This is a genomic window from Pseudarthrobacter niigatensis, from assembly GCF_030812615.1.
Taxonomy (GTDB): Bacteria; Actinomycetota; Actinomycetes; order Actinomycetales; family Micrococcaceae; genus Arthrobacter; species Arthrobacter niigatensis.
The window spans coordinates 246,951-265,217 of record NZ_JAUSTB010000002.1; the positions used below are offsets into that span (position 1 = coordinate 246,951).

Genomic DNA, 18,267 nt, shown 5'->3' on the forward strand with positions numbered 1-18,267 from the left:
GAAGAGGTCAATTCGTCCCGGTCCAGAAAGGGCAGTATCAAAAGCTACGAGGTAATGACCGAAGCGTTCTGGGCCGACTTAAGCGTGCACTCCTGCAAGTGGCGGCAAGGGGATCGACTAAGTGTCATTAACGAGTGGAAACGTGCCGCGCACGGTCCGCCTCTGGCGTCGTGATTGTTGCGGTGGCTTCAGAACAACGTGCCGCAGGGAAAGTCGTCAGATACCCTCTGCCCGAGAGTCTGTTCCCTGAGTCCATCAGGACGCATTGGCGAACGTCCACGCTCAGCGTCAGTTGGATCGGTAGCGGCTTTCGTTCGACCTGTATCAATTCACATGAAATGAGGGCAAAGTGGCAACCATGTGGCAGCCGACCAGTGAATCGGACATCGCAGAGGGAATCCGCAGCGGAGCGATATCTGAGTCTCACTACCTTGAAGTTAAGGAACAGGCACGTAATGAGCAAATTGCCCAGACGCTTGCCAGCTTCGCTATCGACGGTGGGCTGTTCATCATCGGTATCGCCGAGGTCAAGGAGGGCGACGGCTCCAAGCGACTGGTTGCCAAACCGGTGACGATCGAGGGAATGATTGAGCGCATCGACGGGATTTCCCGAAATGCTATAGAGCCCCCGCTGCCAGTTACCACCCAACTGATCCCCGCCGGTCATGGCTTGGGGTTTGTGGTGGTGTCGGTCCAGCCGTCACCGGTTGCCCCTCATATGACTGGCAACAAATATTACGGGCGTGGAGATGCCTCTAAACACGCTCTGTCAGACGCCGAGGTTTTGCGACATCACCAGCGACGTCAGGAACAAACGGACGTGGGGATGAAACTACTCGACGAGGCCGAGTCGAATGATTACATGCCTGTCGCCGAACGTGAACATGGGCACATCTATCTGATCTCCGAACCTCTGATGCCTACGAATGAACTGCTAGTGGAGCAGTTTATGAACGACGACCAAGCCCTCATCGAGTTCGTACTGTCTGGTCAGAACAGATGTAAAGCGAATCTTGCTTCCTTCGCCCCGTCGCCTCAAGACGCCACAAGAATCAAGCATCGTGATCTCGGAGTCTCGATCGTGAACGGCGACGCCGAAGGCGTTGGACAGGTGCCCAGACCCACTTACTTCAGCGAGAGATCTATCCTCGACATTGAGCTTCTCGAGTCAGGTGGCATCCGTATCCTGATAGGGCGCGGCACTGAAAAGTGGACCCCAGAGGAGTCCATGATTTGCGACGGGTTGGCGGTGGCATACGCTCAGCGACTGGCTCATTGGACCAGCATGCTCAGCGAACGATACGCTTACCGCTCTTTGTGGACTCTTGGGCTGCGAATGAACGGCCTGAAGGGGTGGCCGTCTCACATGATGAAAGACAACTCGCCTAGTTTTGAACCGCCCAGAACCATGCACAGTGACGTCTACTCACGCGCGATCACAGTCAGTGCCAGTGCGCTGGCAAGTACACCTGATGACGTAGTCGAATCGCTTGTCGGTCGTCTCCTCAAGATACTAGGCACCACCCATCATCATCTGCCCAAGACAAGCTGAGCAATGCGATGCCAGCAGGGCGTGGGTTCGGTTCGAAAGACGGCATCGACCACGCGTCTCGGGAGTCCTTAGTCACCCGGAGGCTGCCAGCACCCGGCATGACGCGAGCTATAAAACCAGCGGAATAAATTTCTCACTCACAGCGACTCCTTTCGGACTGATGCAGCTTACACGTGTTGTCAGTGTGGTGAGATTCGGCGCCTGCATTCTTCGGCAATCGCCTCACTAACGGTGACTACGCCAATAAGCGTGAGGATGCTCAACACAATGGTGAGGGCCATAACGCAGCAGTCACGAGAATCTCCCAAACCCTATTAATCAACATGGTTATCAACTAGTCTATGTATTCGAATGCTGGCTGGTTGAATCGAATAGGAGTACTAGGAGTGCGTGAATCCATAGGCGTTTTTGCTGCAACGTCATTTCTAATGCTCACTTCAGCTTTGACGCCGCTGCCAGCTAACGCTGATTCCGGTTACGTTGGTGGGGGAGACGCGTATGTAGCGCCCCCGGCTCCACCCGTGCCGACGCCGCCGCCCGGACCAACGTGTACTAACCCCCATCCAGTTTCTGGTTGCGCCGTGGCACCGGCCCCACCAGCTCCAGCGTCTGCACCCGCTCCGTATGTTCCTGCGACACCCGCACCAATAGTTCCCGCCCCGCAGCCTGTGAATCGAGTTCCTGCGCCTGTTTATGTACCGCCAGCCCCGGTTGTTGAGCCGCAGACAGTGTATGTAGCTCCAGCGGGCGTCCCCGGTTATCAGGCTCCGGGCACGCCTGATGAGGCGCGGGGCGTGTATACGGTCTACGAGGTTCCTGCGGCTGTTGGTAAGGCATTAGAAGCCCCGATAGACATCGAGGGCGAGGCTTTACCGGCTGCTGCCGAGGAAGCACCGTCTGTAGAGGCTCCGTTAGCTTCTGTGACTGTTCCTGAACAATCTGTACCTCCCGCTATCCCTCTGCCTGCATCGGACGAGGGTGACGGGGTCGGTACCACGGAGGTAATCCCGGTGTCCTCTGATGCTTCAATTGACTCTTGGTGGATCATCGGCGCTGCTTTGGTTGTACTTGCTGCTGCTGCCGCTGCTTCATTCCTCTTCCGGCGAAGCAAGGTTTGAGCGACCTTGTCCAATTTGTGCGAGTAGTCAGGACGCTTGCTTAGATATCACGGCTTGAATTCCCATTGGCATCGCCTGTGCCACGGCCTCGTCTCCACGTCCATGGGTGTTTACAAGTAGCCCCCAATCAGAAGGCCCTCCTGTGATTCAAGCGATCGGTGCTGATTGCTGATGTGCTTCAATGGCGGTCTTGGAGTCCGACCTGAGGCTCTTGGCTCCTGATAGCAGGGCCTCAACGTCCGCCCGTCGATAAGGAAGGATGGCAAATCGATAATTGTCGTTGCTTCCTGTTACCGTCAGCATTCCCGCGTCCCGGAGCCGCCATAAGACCTTGCCTACTCCGATGGGTTGCAGTCCAGAAGTCTGCCTATGGATCGAGGTAACCGACAACGGTTCGCCTGCATCTAGCAATACCCGCAGCACTTGCAACCGAGGAGCTGGTGTCAGCGCTTCTAGGAGCGGCTGCAACATCGACTCCGCGTGAGGCGTAAAAGGGTGGGGTTGGCCCTTCACGTCGGTGCAAAGAGTTTCCTGTACATCTCCTTCTTCTGCCAGAACTTCTTCCATTGACTGCGGTTCTTTTTTCGACATGGTTTCTTTCCTCAGGGATGAGTGCCGGTCGGATGGTGGTGGTCGGTAAAGAGAATTAGCTGTCCGCCCGCATTCGTGCCCAGAGGCCGCGTTGATCCAAGTCGGAATGAACACTGCTCAAACTGTTTTAGCTCTTTGACGTGGACTGTAGGTTGCTGGAAGTCGAGACGATGATTTCTCAGCTAGAGCACTCCTTCAATTAACTGCTGATGAATGCCTCGTCGTAAGGCACCATGGATCAATACATACCGCTGCACCAAAAATGACTTCGGGTTGTGCATTCTGATGGCTTCCTCACAGGCACAAGCCCCGTTGGTGTGTTCTCGATCTGCCATCATCATGAAGCCACTCAGCGCACTCACGGTTGAACCTGAGGATCGCGCGGCACAAAAATCCAATAGCAGGTCACGGCATCCTGATAGGACTTTTGATACGTAAACCACCTCGCTAACGGATCAGCAACGAGAACGCCATCACGAGACTCATCGGTATCATGATCCCCGTGCTCGCAGCGGATATCAGTGACGAGACGGACAGAAAAGTATTCTTGCGGAATGGAATAGTCACTCTGATAGATTTCACCGCAACAAGGACCACCGACTAGGTCGATAGTCGCCAAACCATTTCGTGTTTTGTCAGCCATGCTTATTATTTAAGCATTGCGAAATCAGGAAAGCCACAGGTTCGCGCCGCCGCCGTTTGCTGCCGCGCGCAGCGCCTGCCTAAAGTCGAATCCAAATCAGCGCCATTCCGCGTGCCGCAGGAATTGGAGCAATCTGGGCAGCCCGCTTGAAGTGGCAACGGTCGCAGTTCATAGTCAATGCAGTTTTCCTAGGCAATAGGGTGAGGCACGAGATATAACCGGCTGGGTCCGGATATGTGGGGCTGGAGCGGGCCATTCTGAGTGCAGGCCGAAAGCGGCGCAGCGTATTTAGGAGTTCTGAAACTGTCCTCCGTAAACGTAGCGCGATTATATGCGACCTCGACAACTGATGTAGTCAAGACCAACCATTTTGAGCTGCAATTTGTGAAAATACTTCGTCCGTGCGGTCTCCCAAGATTTCTGTATTGCCGTTGGGAGAGTCAATTTGATGTCGGGGCATATAGTTTCTTTTCAGCTCGCCGCTCAGCTCGTCTACCCGGTAGCGTGGGCGCGTGGAAACAGACTCCAACACTGTCTTGGTGGGTACGACATCTCGCTGCCGTAGCTCGTACTCCTCATCTGGGTAGGGCAGGAAACCACGAACAGCCCACATGTTCCCCACCTCCAATTTGGCTTCGACCCAAAGTGGGCACACCACTTCTTGTAGGCTTTTCTTTCGGCAAAGATAGCGGGAAGCCCGACGAAAACTTTCGATCGGGTCCGCCGGGTCATAGTATTTGCGTGAAACATGTGCCACGTCATTCTCGGTTAGGCTCTTTGGAAGGCCGAGTTGGCTTCGCCAAAGTTCACGGATGGTTTCGTCTGCGTGAGGTGGAAGCATCATCACGAGATGAAAATGAGGAGCTTTATCGCCTTCGACTTTGAATTCGAGGACGTTGAAGCAGTAAACCGGCTTATTGTGCCCCGGAAGTCCGAACCGTCGCTTACCTCCGGTCTTGCGCATCCAACGGTTCAACCCTTCCTTCAATATGGAGGGAGTGGGGGCGTACGGAAGCCATTCCCTGACAGGGAGTTTCAGGGTGACTAGGCAAACCTCGTAGCCTGCGGCTGCCGCTTGCAACACGTAGCGATCGATGTCTGCATTCTCGAACGCTTCCCACTTTGCGAGACGGGACGCGGTGGAGAGTCGGAGTGTGAGTTCACGTTTCTTTCGTGGCTTTCGAACTTGTCTCACTCGCTGCCGCTTTAAGATGGTTCGAATGCGTCTTTTGTTTTTCAGAACAACCCCTATTACCTCATCCTCGGCATTAGTGGATGGCTGCTGAAGTGCCAAACGAAATTCACAAGAGGTACAGAATTCGTCGTAACTTGCCACAATATGAACTCGTTCTGAACGGCGAGCGTCAAAGTGTGCACTAACTTTCCCGAGTTCAACTGGCGAGCAGTGGCATGCCCGCGTGAGCATCAAGATGACCGCCCTGCTGCGCGGGCAGCATCAAACTGGTTAAGAAGGGGTTGGATTTCTCGCTTGGAGGGTTTTGGGGTAAGTCCCTGCGCCTTTCGCGATCTTGCATAGAAATCAGAAAGAAAGTCTTTTGAGAACTCCTGAGATCGCTGGAGTCGGTTTTTTGCAGCCACGGGCCTGCTCCTCAACATTGAGCAGTTACCCTCGCCTGCTGCTACCCGCCTCTCCGATTGGAGGTGCAGGAGTGCCGGGGAGGCGTTGCTTTACTTGCTGCTCAATGTTGGTTCCCTTACGGCTGCGGGGCAGTCCGACAACCTTTGGCTAGCCGCTGTTCGTCGGGCGCTCACCGTCTGCCGAAGGTTGTATCGTGCCGCAGACCTGTTTAGCGTACCTGTACTGGCTGGCTCGATTTCCTTTGTTCGCTGGCAGCGTGCAAATCATGCCCGACGGTCCGATTAGTCCACAGTGATAGGGGCGTCTCTAGGCGCCGACATGGAAGATAGCTTCGATGGGAACAGGATGGGCAAAAGAGGTGGTGGAATTGGTGTTGGGTCGCCGCATGGCGCAGTCCCTTCGCTGCGGCAACAGATGTTACAGCACGACGCTTCCCCAAGGCTGGCTTATTCCACGATCCTCCTAAGGGGAAGAAGTGTCATAGGTTGATTTTCCTCGAATGGGAACTTGGTTCAAGGGCTGCCAGTGACAAGTGCCGCAGGCTTAGTCAATTCTCTTCTGGTTTGCAGGCGGTGTAGATGTTATACCGGAAGTGCTTCCTGTACTTCCAGAACTCCACGGCTGACATCGCGTTCACGAGTTTGTGGGTCTTATTGAGCCATTTCGCGACCTGATACGGAACCCAGCCGATGATGGAGAACCCATGAACCATGGGGAGCATATTTGCCGTGATGTCTTCGACTGCAACTTTCTCAAAGCCTGTTGCCGCTATAAGTTGCTCAAGGACGCCGTGGTCGAAACGCTGGAAGCTGGGCATCGCAGATAGTTCGTTGACTTTTGCAAACGCGTAATTGACCTTCGCGCTTACCGCCGCCTGAGGATCACGGGAATACTCGAACATTACAAGTCTGCCACCCGGCTTCAAGACCCTAAAAAGGCCCCGTAGTACCTCCTCAGGGGAACTTGCATGGACGAGCGTCTCCATCGTGTACACGCCGTCGAACGTACCGTCCTCAAACGATAAGTTCGAGTAGTCCATTAGCTCAACCGAGACTCTATCGCTTAGGCCACGCTCGTTAACACGTTTCTGGGCTTCACTGACATTGAAGTCGAGGATATCTATGCCCTTGACGCGGAGCCCGAATTTGTCAGCCAGCCTTGAGGCCACATCTCCCATTCCGCACCCGGCGTCCAAAACATAGGAACCTCGGGGAAGAGCGAGACTTTCTCCGAGTCGATCCTCCATTCGCCGCAGTGCAGCACGGAAGGACCACATACGGTCGCCCTTGTTGTAAAACCCGAAGTGCTTGGTGCCACCGAGGAAGACCTGATAGCCGACCTTGGATTCCGTTCGATTGTAGTAGTTGACCACGGGGTTGGTTTGGTCTGAATCCATGTGTTGTCCTGTCTAACTATCTTTTACTTGACCAACTGGCTGATGACGAAACCAGCGATTGTTGCTGCGAAACCCGCGCTGTACTGCACAACGGTGGAGGTGGAAAACGGCAGATTAGGTGTCTCCGCAACTGCCAGAAAGAGCGAGCTGAACTCAACGTCATAGGTGCGCTCACGCTTCAATACCCGCTCCAAATCACCTACTTCATCGCTTATCTTGCGAAGAACGTCAAACTTCCTTCGCCGAATCATCGCATATATGTGGATGGTTGGGGCAAGGACGACTTGCACCGCCGACAGCATTACGACAACGAAGAAACCGATTAGAAGGACCTGTATTAGAGGAACTTGAACGGTTTGAGGTCCGAAGAAACCGAGGAAGGTTGCGCATATCCCTCCTGTGAGGACTGCGGAAGCGGAGAAGGCAAGACCATCGCTCAACGCTCGTAAGGCAGGAGTCATCGCTGGGTTCTGCCACCAAAGGTGCAGGTGCTGACAGCGAGCAATGACGCTAACCATCCCCGGTGCGACGTAAAGCCAGTAAAGCGAGTTCCCTCCGATGAAGGCTGTCCAGAACACTGACAAATAGGACGCCAGCGAGACATGGATGAAAGGCGAAATCGGCTCTTGGACGAGATAAATAAACGCGACAGCAGCGATGGCCGAAAAAACGGGGGGAGGAGCCTGTAAGTGAAAAGATAGCTTTCTGTTCAACCATCCAGAGACCAGAGCCGCGTCTGTCGTATCAGACACCATGTGGTCGAGGTCCGCTGTTCTGCGGGCCACCACTGTCCAAGCGCCGACCGAGGCGAGCAAAACGATAAAGTCTATTGCGGCAAAGCCCCACAGCCATTTGATCTCCGTGTCTCGCCCAAGGGCGATGGGTACGTTTAGCGCCAGCAGGAGATGGTTGATGAGCGCGGGGGTGCTCGAAACGAGGACGCACAAAGCAAGCGTGAGCGCTGTTGCCCTTGATGGTGTGAAGAAGGAGTCTTGGGCGCGCACCATCTTCAAAATGAAGATGCGTTGATACCCGGAGTGCCAAGCAAGTCCGACCGTTTGTGGCGGTGGCGTTCTGTGCAACGGGCGCGCGCGAGTGCGATGCAGTATCCGGTGAACCGCCATTCGCAACACGAGAGCAGTATAAGCAGTAGACCGCCGGGCGAGATGTCGTTAGTTAAATGATTGCTTCGAGTCGTGACGAAGATATAAACCTCCTTCTGCGCTGTCGTCCTCTGAGACGAAACCACTAGGCCGGGTTCGGTCTCGGGTAGTGCCCGTCGCGTCGCGGGAAGGCATAATGTTTTTATCTCAATTCGTCCACGCGAATTCGGCTCATGACGCAGTCACTAAGATCTGCACCCTTCCGCTCTTGGCGGGGGAGAACATCTCAAGTGCGTTCGTTGTGCCGACAGTCGCTTCGTGCATAGATCTTGTAGTTCACTGCAGCAGGAATGCTGACGGCCGCCGGCAAGTCACTCAGATCCTGTCGCTGGGCCGCCGGGTGGAGAACGGCGTCATCGAGTCGTCTTTGGTGTTTGGCTTGGAGAACGGCGTCCTGCAGCCACGTGCCAACGCCATGCCTTCGGCCGAGAAATTCTCGAGGACCGGTTACGACGTCGCCGCACTGCTGGACCCGCGATGATCCCGGCGTTGGTGGGAACTGTGGCCGGGGTTGGGCTCTTCCTGATCTGGTGGTCCTGCTGGGAAACGCCGGACCGCGGAAATCGGCAGCGTAAACCGGGACGCCTGGCTGACCTCCTGGCCGCCGCAGGGGTAGATAAAGTATCCGTGCGCAGTCTGGTGGGGACTTGTCTTGGGCTGGGAATCTTCGTTGCGCTTGTCTTTTACGTGGTCAGCCGTTCCTGGCCGATCGCCGGGTGCTTTGGACTTTTCGGCATGTGGCTGCCCATCACCATCCTGCGGTGGCGCGCAAGGAAGCGGACGGCGATGCTCCGGCAACTGTGGCCCGACGTCGTGGATCACCTCCGTTCCGCGATCCGGGCGGGGCTGCCCCTGCCAGAAGCCTTAATCCAGCTTGGAGAGAAGGGGCCAGAGGAGCTGCGGCCTATCTTCCGCGAATTTGGAGCCGACTACCGGGCCGGAGGGCAATTCGAGGGGTCCCTGAACAAGCTGAAGCAGCGGCTGGCCGACCCCGTGGCTGACCGCATTATCGAAGCGTTGCGGCTCACCCGGGAAGTAGGCGGCTCCGACCTCGGAAAGCTCTTGGGCACATTGGCCGAGTTCCTGCGGGAAAGCGCCCGGACCCGCAGTGAGCTCGAGGCACGCCAATCCTGGACTATTAATGCTGCCCGGCTCGCGGTCGCCGCACCGTGGATCGTGATGATCCTTCTCGCCACCAGACCGGAAGCAATCCAGGCCTACAACACGCCGATGGGGGCCGCAGTGCTGGTCGGAGGCCTGGTGGTCTCGCTGCTTTGCTACACAGCCATGTTGAGGATCGGCGCCTTGCCGCAGGATGAAAGGGTGCTCCGGTGATTTTCCTTTCCCCTGCGGCTGTCATGTGCGGACTGGGGCTCGGCCTCGGATTATGGCTGGTGATCTTTCGGTCGCCTCCGATGCGCCCCATGACCTTGGCTGACCGCATTGAACCCCAGCTGAAGTCACAGAACCTGGAATCGCGGCTTCTCCGCGCCGGCGATCAGAACCTGACACCGTTTGGACCGCTTGAACGAATCCTCCGGCCCATAATCAGGGATTGGTTCTCCGCGCTCGGAAGGCTCAACCCCTCGCCGGGCGCCACAGCCCGGCGCCTGGCGCAGGCGGGAATCAACAAAGCGCCCATCGACTTCCGCGCGGAGCAGTTGCTGTGGGCCGCCGGCGGCTTCGTTTTGTCGCTGACGGTCATCCTCGTTGGTGCGGCAGCGGGCAGGTTCAGCCCCCTCCTCGCGGCTGTCGTGGTCATCGGCAGTGCCGCAGCGGGGTTTGTGCTGCGTGACTACTGGCTGGGCGTCCAGGTCCGCCGGCGGGAAACTCGGATGATGGCAGAATTTCCCAGCCTGGCCGAACTGATGGCCCTGGCGGTGGGAGCAGGGGAAAGCGCGACCGGCGCTCTGGACCGGGTCTGCAGGAGCGCCAAGGGTGAACTGTCCAAGGAATTCTCGAAAATCCTAGCTGAGACAAGGGCCGGCAAACCCCTGGTCATGGCCTTGCAGGAGTTCTCCGCCCGCACCGACCTGGCGCCGCTGGTCAGGTTCGTCGACGGAATCATCGTGGCAGTGGAACGGGGAACACCCCTCGCAGACGTGCTCCGCGCCCAAGCGCAGGATGTACGCGATTCAGCGAAGCGCGACCTCATGGAAGCTGCAGGCAAGAAGGAGATTGCCATGATGGTGCCGCTCGTATTCGGAGTACTTCCCCTGACCGTGGTGTTTGCCGTCTTCCCCGGTCTCGCGGCGATCAACCTCGGATTCTGATGAAGCGGACAAGCCCCACGACCACGCCCAGCAACAGCTGGCCCCCTCAACGAGAAAAGAATAGGACGCAAAAATGAAGACCATGGGAATCCGTTTTGGGATGCTGCTTCTTGGCCTCGCGGATATGCTGCAACTTCGGATGATTCGGACGCTTCGTCCGCACCGGCTACAGGCCCGTCAGTTCGACGGCGGACCTGTTGCCCGCCCGGAACCCCCGGTAAGCCTTGGCGACAGCACTGAACGCGGGGACGTACCAGGGTGGGTAATGATCACCCTCATGTCCGCGGTGTTGGTGGCAGCCCTTCTGGCGCTTGCGGGTCCCGCACTGGAAGCCATGTTCAACCAGGCGATGGACAAGGTAGGAAACTGAACCATGGGCAGGTCCGCCCCAGGGCCGCAGGATCAGCAGGGTCCAGCCCGGGCAGCCGAGCAGGGTTCTGCCGTTGTGGACTTTGTCCTGGTGGGTGGGCTGCTGACGATGTTCTTCCTGGCGATACTCCAACTGACACTGGTCCTGCACGTCAGAAACACACTCATCGACGCCGCCGCATCCGGGGCGAGATACGGGACACTCGCAGACCGCAACGCCAACGATGCTGAAGAACGGACACGCGGCCTCATCAGCATGGCCCTCAACCCTGGCTTCGCTGAACAGGTCAGTACCAGGGAAGTACAGTTCCAAGGCATGCGTACCCTGGAGGTCACGGTCCGGTCCCCAATGCCTGTTATTGGCCTGATCGGACCGAGGGACATGCTGGAGGTGAAGGGGCATGCTCCGGTCCAGCCCTGAACCGGCCAGCTTCAGGAGATCGCAGGGGCCAAGCTTCAGGAGCCGCCTTGCAGAGGCACTTTGCCAGGAGAAGCCCCGGGACATCATCCAGGGTCCGGAACCTGTGAGGAGGGCGGAACGTCGTCAGCCTGGCCTGGGCCGTGAACAGGGAAGCGCGGTGGTCGAATTTACGTTCCTTGCACTCCTGCTGATGGTCCCGCTGGTGTATTTCGTAATAACTGTCGGGCAAATCCAAGGGGGATCCTTCGCCGTTGTGGGCGCCGCGGACCAGGCAGCCAAGGTCTATGTAGCCCAACCCGATGCCGGGAGCGCCCAGGCTGCTGCGGAGCAGGCGGTGGCACTTGCACTCTCCGACTTCGGCCACCAGGGGGACCGGGCCACCTTGAGCACCCTCTGCAGCCCGGCCGACTGCCAGGCCGCGGGCAGCACGGTAACGGTGACCGTCAGTCTCAGTGTGCCCCTGCCCTTCATGCCGTTTGCAAAGGGGTTGTCCGCCACGGAGGTCCAGGCCTCTTCTTCCCAGCTGGTGGGCCGCTACCGATGAACCGCCGGGAACCGGACCAGGATGGCCAGCTGATGGTCATGATCCTCGGCTACGTGCTCCTCGCGCTCCTGGTGGCGACGGTGGTCATCGGCATTTCCTCCGTTTACCTGGAGCACAAACGCCTGCTGTCCCTGGCAGACGGTGCATCGCTTGCCGCTGCCGGCAGTTACACCCTTGGCGAAGTCTCAACGCAAGGCGGCAGCCCCTCTGCTGTCCTCTACCCGGCACGCGTCCGGAACGTGGCGGCAGACTTCGTTGCAAGAAGTCCCGCTTCGCAGCGTTTCTCCAGCCTTGCGGTCACCGGGGCGACGGGTACGCCGGACGGTTCCACCGCCGTCGTTGTCCTCACGGCCGCCGTCCACCCGCCAGTGGTGAACTTCCTCATTCCTGACGGGATCGCCATCGAGGCAACGTCAACCGCGCGCTCGCGGTTGACCCGTTAGGACACCGGAACGGGCAGGATTCGGCGATAGCGTAGGGTTAAACCACCATGGCCAATATTGATTTTTCTGCTGAAATCCGCGCCCTCCGCGCCACCTACGAGTCCATCGAACGCGTCTCCGACGTGGATGCACTCCGTGAAGACATCGCCGAACTCAGCGAGCGGGCAGGGGAGCCGGACCTGTGGGACGACCCCGCAGCGGCGCAGAAGATCACCTCCCGTCTCTCCCACCGACAGTCCGAGCTGGAACGCCTCACCAACCTGGCCTCGCGTATCGACGATCTCGAAGTCCTGGTGGAACTGGGCCAGGACGAGGACGACGCCGCCTCGATGGGGGAGGCCGCCGCCGAACTCGAATCCATTAAGAAGGCCCTCAAGGACCTGGAAGTGGTCACGTTGTTGTCCGGAGAATATGACGAGCGCGAAGCCGTGGTGTCCATCCGTGCGGGAGCGGGCGGTGTCGACGCGGCAGATTTCGCCGAAATGCTGATGCGCATGTACCTCCGGTGGGCCGAGCGGCACGGTTACCCCACCACCGTCATGGACACCTCATACGCCGAGGAAGCCGGGCTGAAATCGGCCACGTTTGAGGTCAAGGCGCCCTACGCTTACGGCACCCTCAGTGTTGAAGCAGGGACCCATCGCCTGGTCCGGATCAGCCCGTTCGACAACCAGGGCCGCCGCCAGACCTCGTTCGCGGCTGTTGAAGTCATCCCGCTGATTGAACAGACCGATTCCATCGACATCCCGGACAACGAGATCAGGGTTGACGTCTTCCGCTCATCCGGTCCGGGTGGCCAGTCGGTCAACACCACTGACTCGGCGGTCCGCCTCACGCACATCCCCACCGGAACGGTGGTTTCGATGCAGAATGAGAAGTCCCAGCTTCAGAACCGTGCCGCTGCCATGCGCGTGCTGCAGTCCAGGCTCCTGCTCCTGAAGAAGGAGCAGGAGGACGCGGAGAAGAAGGCGTTGGCCGGAGACGTCAAGGCGTCCTGGGGTGACCAGATGCGCTCTTACGTGCTGAACCCTTACCAGATGGTCAAGGACCTGCGCACAGAACATGAAGTGGGCAACACATCGGCAGTGTTCGACGGTGAAATCGACGACTTTATCGACGCCGGAATCCGGTGGCGGACGGATAACCGTAACGCCGAAAAGTAGGATGCCCTCCGGCGGGCTGCGGGACGATGCGGCGACACGCCCCCGAAAGCCCGCCCGGCAGGCACCGATCCTGCGTATAGTCGAGGGGCCGGGGCCCTACTTTCCCCAAACGAAAAACCCGTGCACCGGCTGCAGAACTGGGCTGCATCAGACCGATGAGCCATGCCCTGCAGGGTACTTAGGGCCATGATCCGATTCGAAAATGTCACCAAGGTTTACGACCAGAAAGCCCGACCGGCACTGGATTCCATCGACCTTGAGATCGACCGTGGCGAATTCGCCTTCCTCGTCGGCGCCTCGGGCTCCGGAAAGTCCACCTTCCTCCGGCTGGTGTTGAAGGAAGACCGCGCCACCTCCGGTGCCGTGTACGTCGCCGGCCAAAACGTCGCCAAAATTTCCAGTTGGCGGGTTCCGCGCCTCCGCCGCGGAATCGGCGTCGTCTTCCAGGACTTCCGCCTCCTTCCCCAGAAGAACGTGTTCGCCAATGTCGCGTTCGCCATGCAGGTCATCGGCAAGAGCCGCAGCGTGATCCGCGACACCGTCCCGGAGGTACTTAAGACAGTAGGGCTCGAAGGCAAGGAACACCGCATGCCGCACGAGCTGTCCGGCGGTGAGCAGCAGCGCGTTGCCATCGCGCGTGCCGTGGTCAACCGCCCCGGGATCCTCCTCGCAGACGAGCCGACGGGAAACCTCGATCCCACCACGTCCATGGGAATCATGGGCGTACTGGACAAGATCAACCAGAACGGAACCACCGTGGTGATGGCCACCCACGACGACGACATCGTCAACGAGATGCGCAAGCGCGTGGTCGAACTCAAGAACGGCGTGGTGATCCGCGACGAAGCCAAGGCCCTGTACACCTCGATGATTCCCGTCGTCGGACAGTCCCGGCGCCTGAAGGACGCCAGCGGCAGGGAGGCTCCCGACGCCGGCCTGCCGGGCAACGGCGCTGAAGGCGAGGCCCAGCGGTGAGGCTCGCATTCATTCTCTCCGAGATTGGCAGCGGCCTGCGCCGTAACCTGTCCATGGTGGTATCGGTCATCCTAGTGACCTTCGTGTCCCTGACGTTCGTGGGCGCGGCGGGCATGCTGCAAATGCAGATCAACCAGATGAAGGGCTACTGGTACGACAAGGTCCAGGTGGCCATCTTCCTCTGCAGCGACGGGTCGACCGCGCCCGGGTGCGCGTCCGGACCCGTGACCCCTGAACAGCAGCAGGGCCTGAACGCACTCCTGGAATCCCCGGCTGTGGCGCAGTACATCAACGACTTCCAGTTCGAGTCCAAGGATGAGGCCTACAAGCACTTCAAGGACCAGTTCTCCAATTCGCCCATCGTGGATTCCGTGACCCCGGACCAGCTGCCGGCTTCCTTCCGGATCAACATGAAGGATCCGGAGAAGTACCAAATCATCAGCGAGACGTTCTCCTCCCAGCCCGGCGTGGAGACGGTCATCGACCAGCGGCAGCTGCTGGAACGTCTTTTCTCGGTGATGAATGGGGCATCCCTGGTGGCAGTGGGCATCGCAGGAGTCATGATCGTCTGCGCGATCCTGCTCATCGCCACGACGATCAGGCTCTCCGCCTTCAGCCGGCGCCGGGAGACCGGCATCATGAGGCTCGTGGGGGCGTCCAAAACCGTCATCCAGCTGCCATTCATCCTCGAAGGCGTCATCGCGGCCGTCATCGGCGCAGCCCTGGCCTCGGGCACCCTGTGGGCCGTAGCGCAGTTCTTCCTGGGTGACTACATGTCCCGCCAATACCCTGATACGGCCTTCATTTCGGCAGGCCAGACCCTCATCCTCGCGCCGGCGCTGCTGGTCCTTGGCGGATCCTTGGCAGGAATTTCGTCCCTCTTGACCCTTCGCAGATATTTGCGCGTTTAGGCTGTGCACACCGACCAAGGAATGCCAATGAACGTTACTGCTCAAACCGCGCCCCGCGCCCAGCGAAGCCGGGGACGGTCCGCTGCCCGCCGTTGGGGACTTGTGAGCGGCCTGCTCACCGTCATCCTGTCCGCAGGCATGGCCGTAGCCACCCCCGTGGCTTTCGCAGACGACCTCGAAGACCGGAAAGCCGCGCTCGAGGCCGAAGCTGCCCGCGTCCAGGCGTCGCTTGAATTTGTCGATTCCCGAATCGCAAAGGCCGCCGGCGACCTTGTGATCTACCAGGGCCAGCTACCGGGGGCACAGCAAGCACTGCTTGACGCGCAGGGCCGCGTTGCCAGCGCAGTCAAAGAATCGGAAGCACTGGCTGCACGTGTCGACATGGCCCAGCAAAACAAAGCCAAGATCACCCAGCAGCTGGAAACCGACAAGCAAAAAATTGCCGATACCAAGAAGCTGATCGGCCAGATTGCGACCCAGGCCTACAAGTCCGGCGGAGTCCCCTCCAACCTGTCGCTCTTTTTCGGTTCCAACGGCGGGGGCAGCCTCACCGACACCATGGACTTGGCGGACCAGGCCATGCGGAGCCAGAACGCCGCCATGGACAAGCTGAGCCAGCAGAACGCCACCAACGTGAACTCGGAAGCCCGGCTCCAGGCCGTGGAAGCGGAAATCAAGGACCTCAAGGCCAAAGCCGACGCCGCGCTTGAACGCGAGAAGGCGGCACGCGACGAGGCGGCCGCCAAAAAGGCCCAGGTGGACCAGCTGATTGCCGACACCACCCGCCTCGACGCCGAACTCCAGGCTGCCAAGCCCGGAATCCAGGCGCAACTGGCGGGCGTCCAGGCCAACCAAAACCAAGTGGCCAACGAAATTGCCGAACGAGACCGCAAGGCCCGCGAGGCATGGGAAGCGGAGCAGCGCCGTCAGGCTGCAGCGGCCGCTGCTGCTGCCGCCGCCGCAGCCGCGGCAGCGAACCGCCCCGCCCCGCCCGCCCAGCCTTACGCCCCGCCGGCCGCCGGTTCGCCGTCGGCCTTTGGCCTCCGCCACCCCTTCGACGGCAGCATCCCCATCACCTCCGGCTTTGGTTACCGCACCACTCCGCCGGGAACCATCGACTTCTACGGCACGGGCGGGTACATGCACACCGGCATCGACTTCGGTGCAGCCTGCGGAACGCCCGTGTACGCGGCCGCAGCCGGGGAAGTCTTCAGCTCAGGATGGAACTCCGCCGACGGCGGTGGGTGGCGTGTCAAGATCGATCACGGCATGGTGCAGGGCAACACCCTCACCACCATCTACTACCACAACTCCAGCATCGTGGTCTCGAACGGCCAAAAGGTCTCGCAGGGGCAACTCATTGCATACTCGGGCAGTACCGGTAACTCCACGGGCTGCCACGCCCACTTCGAGACTTGGCTCAACGGCCGAGCCGTCGACCCCATGGGGCTGCTGTAGGCAGTAACCGCCTGCCGTAGACTGGTATAGCTCCGGCGCCACTGGCCCGGACCGTCCAACCTGAACCTGAGGAGTTTTCCCGTGCCGAAAGAAAGTGGCCGTAAGGTGGTGGCCACCAACCGCAAGGCCCGGCATGACTACCACGTGCTGGACACGTACGAGGCCGGCATCGCGCTGATGGGCACCGAAGTGAAGTCCCTGCGCGAGGGGCATGCCTCCATGGTGGACGGATTCTGCACCTTTTATAACGACGAACTGTGGATGGAAGCGATCCATATCCCCGAATACAACCAGGGAAGCTGGACCAACCATGCCGCCAGGCGGCGGCGCAAGCTGCTGCTGCACCGCGAGGAACTCATCAAGATCGCCCGCAAAGTCCAGGAGGCCGGGTACACCGTCGTTCCGCTGCAGCTCTACTTCGTCGACGGCCGGGCCAAGGTGGAAATCGCGGTTGCCCGGGGCAAGCGTGAGTACGACAAGCGGCAGACCCTGCGCGAGCAGCAGGACAACCGTGAGGCGCAGCGCGAGATGCGGGAGCGCAACCGGCGCCGCTAGGAATTATTTCGGGCGGGTATGCGTTAGTATGGGTAGTCCGGCAGGCGTGCCAGCCGGTTTGGTAACAAAATACGGGGATGATCGGTTTCGACGATGTTAGTCGCGACAGGTGAAGCGGGCCGAGGATGCAGATTTATCTCGTAAACGCTGTCTGCAAACCAATAAGTGCCAATTCTAAGCGCACTGACTTCGCTCTTGCTGCCTAAGCAGTAAGACAGTCCGTCAGCCCGAGGTTGCTATCGCCCCGGATCCTGGCGTCATTTAGATAGCCACTGCTGTTTACTCCCGTCATCGGAGTAAACGGGACTTTTAGGTGACTGGGCCCGGATCAGCCAGCTGTTTGCAGCATGGCTGGGGCCGAGAAAATCCGACGCAAACTGCGCCCGGAGAAGCCCTGACAACACGACATCGGACGGGGGTTCAATTCCCCCCATCTCCACCCCCGAGATGAATCGGGACATCCTTTGCGGATGGGCCGAGTCATCGAAAAACACCCCGGTCTCCTGACCGGGGTGTTTTTCTTTGCCCGGCTGCCCGGATACCGGGGCGCCGCACCGGGAATGCCGGCAGGGCCTAAGGGCTCTAGCGGGTCGGCCGGCCCCGCCCTTATCGTCAAGGCATGCACAACGACCCGGCGCAACTGCCCACTGAAGTCCTGGACGCCGCCACGTGCTGGGACCTCCTGCATGGAGTGTCTGTTGGCCACCTGGCTGTGCTGGTGGACGGATACCCGGAAGTTTTCCCCGTAAATTACAAAGTGGACCAGCACTCAGTTGTCTTCCGCACCGGGGAAGGAACCAAGCTGCGGGCCGCCGGGGGACCACTCGCCGTCGCGCTTGAAGCAGACGGCCACGACGACTCAAAAGCCTGGAGCGTGCTGGTCAAAGGCAAGGCCGTCATCCTGGAGCCCACCCAGGAACTCCTGGCGGGAGCCGCCCTGACGCTGTTTCCCTGGCAGGCGGGAGAGAAGGACCACTTCGTCCGCATCGTCCCCACCTCCGTCACAGGCCGGCGCTTCGTCATCACATCACCGCTGACGTGGTGGAACCACGTACGGGAGACAGCGGCCAGGGACACGGATTAGCGGGTGGA

Annotated in this window: 18 protein-coding genes, 1 other RNA gene and 1 pseudogene; 15 read left to right on the forward strand and 5 right to left on the reverse strand. The window is 59.4% G+C overall.

Going from position 1 to position 18,267, the window contains the following annotated elements; genetic code table 11:
* The first annotated feature begins 349 nt into the window (after positions 1-349).
* Entirely contained in the window at positions 350-1,552 is a 1,203-nt protein-coding gene (locus J2T23_RS04195; RefSeq protein WP_307357503.1) for an AlbA family DNA-binding domain-containing protein, read from the forward strand.
* A gap of 1,265 nt (positions 1,553-2,817) precedes the next feature.
* Here J2T23_RS04195 and J2T23_RS04200 read toward each other — a convergent pair.
* The 5 genes from J2T23_RS04200 to J2T23_RS04220 form a co-directional block, all read right to left on the reverse strand.
* Positions 2,818-3,261 (reverse strand): hypothetical protein, encoded by a 444-nt coding sequence (locus tag J2T23_RS04200; protein WP_307357505.1) that lies wholly within the window; start codon positions 3,259-3,261, stop codon positions 2,818-2,820.
* Positions 3,262-3,619: 358 nt separating this feature from the next.
* A complete protein-coding gene (locus tag J2T23_RS04205) occupies positions 3,620-3,904 on the reverse strand; it encodes a hypothetical protein (RefSeq protein ID WP_307357507.1) in 285 nt (94 codons plus the stop codon).
* A 355-nt stretch (positions 3,905-4,259) separates the two neighbouring features.
* Positions 4,260-5,240: a hypothetical protein gene (locus J2T23_RS04210; RefSeq protein ID WP_307357509.1), complete on the reverse strand. Its 981-nt coding sequence runs from the start codon at positions 5,238-5,240 to the stop codon at positions 4,260-4,262.
* A gap of 811 nt (positions 5,241-6,051) precedes the next feature.
* On the reverse strand, positions 6,052-6,900 hold the full coding sequence (locus J2T23_RS04215) for a class I SAM-dependent methyltransferase (RefSeq protein WP_307357512.1): 849 nt from the start codon (positions 6,898-6,900) through the stop codon (positions 6,052-6,054).
* Between the two features lie 23 nt (positions 6,901-6,923).
* The gene (locus J2T23_RS04220) at positions 6,924-8,033 is read right to left on the reverse strand and encodes a hypothetical protein (RefSeq protein WP_307357514.1); all 1,110 of its coding nucleotides are present in this window, start codon (positions 8,031-8,033) and stop codon (positions 6,924-6,926) included.
* Positions 8,034-8,217: 184 nt separating this feature from the next.
* Here J2T23_RS04220 and J2T23_RS04225 point away from each other — a divergent pair.
* The 14 genes and pseudogenes from J2T23_RS04225 to J2T23_RS04290 all read left to right on the forward strand — a co-directional run.
* A pseudogene (locus tag J2T23_RS04225) lies at positions 8,218-8,544 on the forward strand (CpaF family protein); the annotation flags it as partial.
* Positions 8,541-9,398 carry a type II secretion system F family protein gene (locus J2T23_RS04230; RefSeq protein ID WP_141159997.1) on the forward strand — a complete coding sequence of 286 codons (858 nt, stop codon included), beginning with the start codon at positions 8,541-8,543 and terminating at the stop codon, positions 9,396-9,398. The pseudogene J2T23_RS04225 and the gene J2T23_RS04230, both read left to right, overlap by 4 nt.
* 23 nt (positions 9,399-9,421) lie before the next feature.
* On the forward strand, positions 9,422-10,336 hold the full coding sequence (locus J2T23_RS04235; RefSeq protein WP_141161534.1) for a type II secretion system F family protein: 915 nt from the start codon (positions 9,422-9,424) through the stop codon (positions 10,334-10,336).
* 73 nt (positions 10,337-10,409) lie between these two features.
* Positions 10,410-10,706: a hypothetical protein gene (locus J2T23_RS04240; protein WP_141159998.1), complete on the forward strand. Its 297-nt coding sequence runs from the start codon at positions 10,410-10,412 to the stop codon at positions 10,704-10,706.
* A 3-nt stretch (positions 10,707-10,709) separates the two neighbouring features.
* On the forward strand, positions 10,710-11,126 hold the full coding sequence (locus tag J2T23_RS04245) for a TadE family protein (RefSeq protein ID WP_307357519.1): 417 nt from the start codon (positions 10,710-10,712) through the stop codon (positions 11,124-11,126).
* A 157-nt stretch (positions 11,127-11,283) separates the two neighbouring features.
* Positions 11,284-11,670: a hypothetical protein gene (locus tag J2T23_RS04250; protein ID WP_141160000.1), complete on the forward strand. Its 387-nt coding sequence runs from the start codon at positions 11,284-11,286 to the stop codon at positions 11,668-11,670.
* Positions 11,667-12,113: a pilus assembly protein TadG-related protein gene (locus J2T23_RS04255; RefSeq protein ID WP_141160001.1), complete on the forward strand. Its 447-nt coding sequence runs from the start codon at positions 11,667-11,669 to the stop codon at positions 12,111-12,113. The genes J2T23_RS04250 and J2T23_RS04255 overlap by 4 nt, the downstream gene beginning before the upstream one ends.
* A 47-nt stretch (positions 12,114-12,160) precedes the next feature.
* Complete coding sequence (prfB, locus tag J2T23_RS04260) at positions 12,161-13,276, forward strand: peptide chain release factor 2 (RefSeq protein ID WP_018760183.1); 1,116 nt, start codon at positions 12,161-12,163, stop codon at positions 13,274-13,276.
* A 186-nt stretch (positions 13,277-13,462) separates the two neighbouring features.
* Entirely contained in the window at positions 13,463-14,251 is a 789-nt protein-coding gene (gene ftsE, locus J2T23_RS04265) for a cell division ATP-binding protein FtsE (protein ID WP_141160003.1), read from the forward strand.
* The gene (ftsX, locus tag J2T23_RS04270) at positions 14,248-15,162 is read left to right on the forward strand and encodes a permease-like cell division protein FtsX (RefSeq protein WP_141160004.1); all 915 of its coding nucleotides are present in this window, start codon (positions 14,248-14,250) and stop codon (positions 15,160-15,162) included. Before ftsE ends, ftsX begins: the two co-directional genes overlap by 4 nt.
* Positions 15,163-15,189: 27 nt before the next feature.
* Positions 15,190-16,620, forward strand: coding sequence for a M23 family metallopeptidase (locus J2T23_RS04275; RefSeq protein ID WP_307357521.1), 1,431 nt, complete (start codon positions 15,190-15,192; stop codon positions 16,618-16,620).
* Between the two features lie 81 nt (positions 16,621-16,701).
* Positions 16,702-17,175, forward strand: a complete 474-nt coding sequence (gene smpB / locus J2T23_RS04280) for an SsrA-binding protein SmpB (protein WP_307357523.1) — start codon at positions 16,702-16,704, stop codon at positions 17,173-17,175.
* A 73-nt stretch (positions 17,176-17,248) separates the two neighbouring features.
* Positions 17,249-17,617: a transfer-messenger RNA gene (gene ssrA, locus J2T23_RS04285) on the forward strand.
* A gap of 177 nt (positions 17,618-17,794) precedes the next feature.
* Positions 17,795-18,259, forward strand: a complete 465-nt coding sequence (locus J2T23_RS04290) for a pyridoxamine 5'-phosphate oxidase family protein (protein WP_307357525.1) — start codon at positions 17,795-17,797, stop codon at positions 18,257-18,259.
* Positions 18,260-18,267 lie beyond the last annotated feature (8 nt).

Excerpts from the sequence above, each read along its gene's own strand:
- J2T23_RS04200 (WP_307357505.1), bottom strand. The coding sequence starts at position 3,261 with ATGTCGAAAAAAGAACCGCAGTCAATGGAAGAAGTTCTGGCAGAAGAA.
- J2T23_RS04205 (WP_307357507.1), bottom strand. The coding sequence starts at position 3,904 with ATGGCTGACAAAACACGAAATGGTTTGGCGACTATCGACCTAGTCGGT.
- J2T23_RS04215 (WP_307357512.1), bottom strand. The coding sequence starts at position 6,900 with ATGGATTCAGACCAAACCAACCCCGTGGTCAACTACTACAATCGAACG.
- J2T23_RS04230 (WP_141159997.1), top strand. The coding sequence starts at position 8,541 with ATGATCCCGGCGTTGGTGGGAACTGTGGCCGGGGTTGGGCTCTTCCTG.
- J2T23_RS04235 (WP_141161534.1), top strand. The coding sequence starts at position 9,422 with ATGTGCGGACTGGGGCTCGGCCTCGGATTATGGCTGGTGATCTTTCGG.
- J2T23_RS04240 (WP_141159998.1), top strand. The coding sequence starts at position 10,410 with ATGAAGACCATGGGAATCCGTTTTGGGATGCTGCTTCTTGGCCTCGCG.
- J2T23_RS04245 (WP_307357519.1), top strand. The coding sequence starts at position 10,710 with ATGGGCAGGTCCGCCCCAGGGCCGCAGGATCAGCAGGGTCCAGCCCGG.
- J2T23_RS04255 (WP_141160001.1), top strand. The coding sequence starts at position 11,667 with ATGAACCGCCGGGAACCGGACCAGGATGGCCAGCTGATGGTCATGATC.
- prfB (WP_018760183.1), top strand. The coding sequence starts at position 12,161 with ATGGCCAATATTGATTTTTCTGCTGAAATCCGCGCCCTCCGCGCCACC.
- ftsE (WP_141160003.1), top strand. The coding sequence starts at position 13,463 with ATGATCCGATTCGAAAATGTCACCAAGGTTTACGACCAGAAAGCCCGA.
- J2T23_RS04275 (WP_307357521.1), top strand. The coding sequence starts at position 15,190 with ATGAACGTTACTGCTCAAACCGCGCCCCGCGCCCAGCGAAGCCGGGGA.
- J2T23_RS04290 (WP_307357525.1), top strand. The coding sequence starts at position 17,795 with ATGCACAACGACCCGGCGCAACTGCCCACTGAAGTCCTGGACGCCGCC.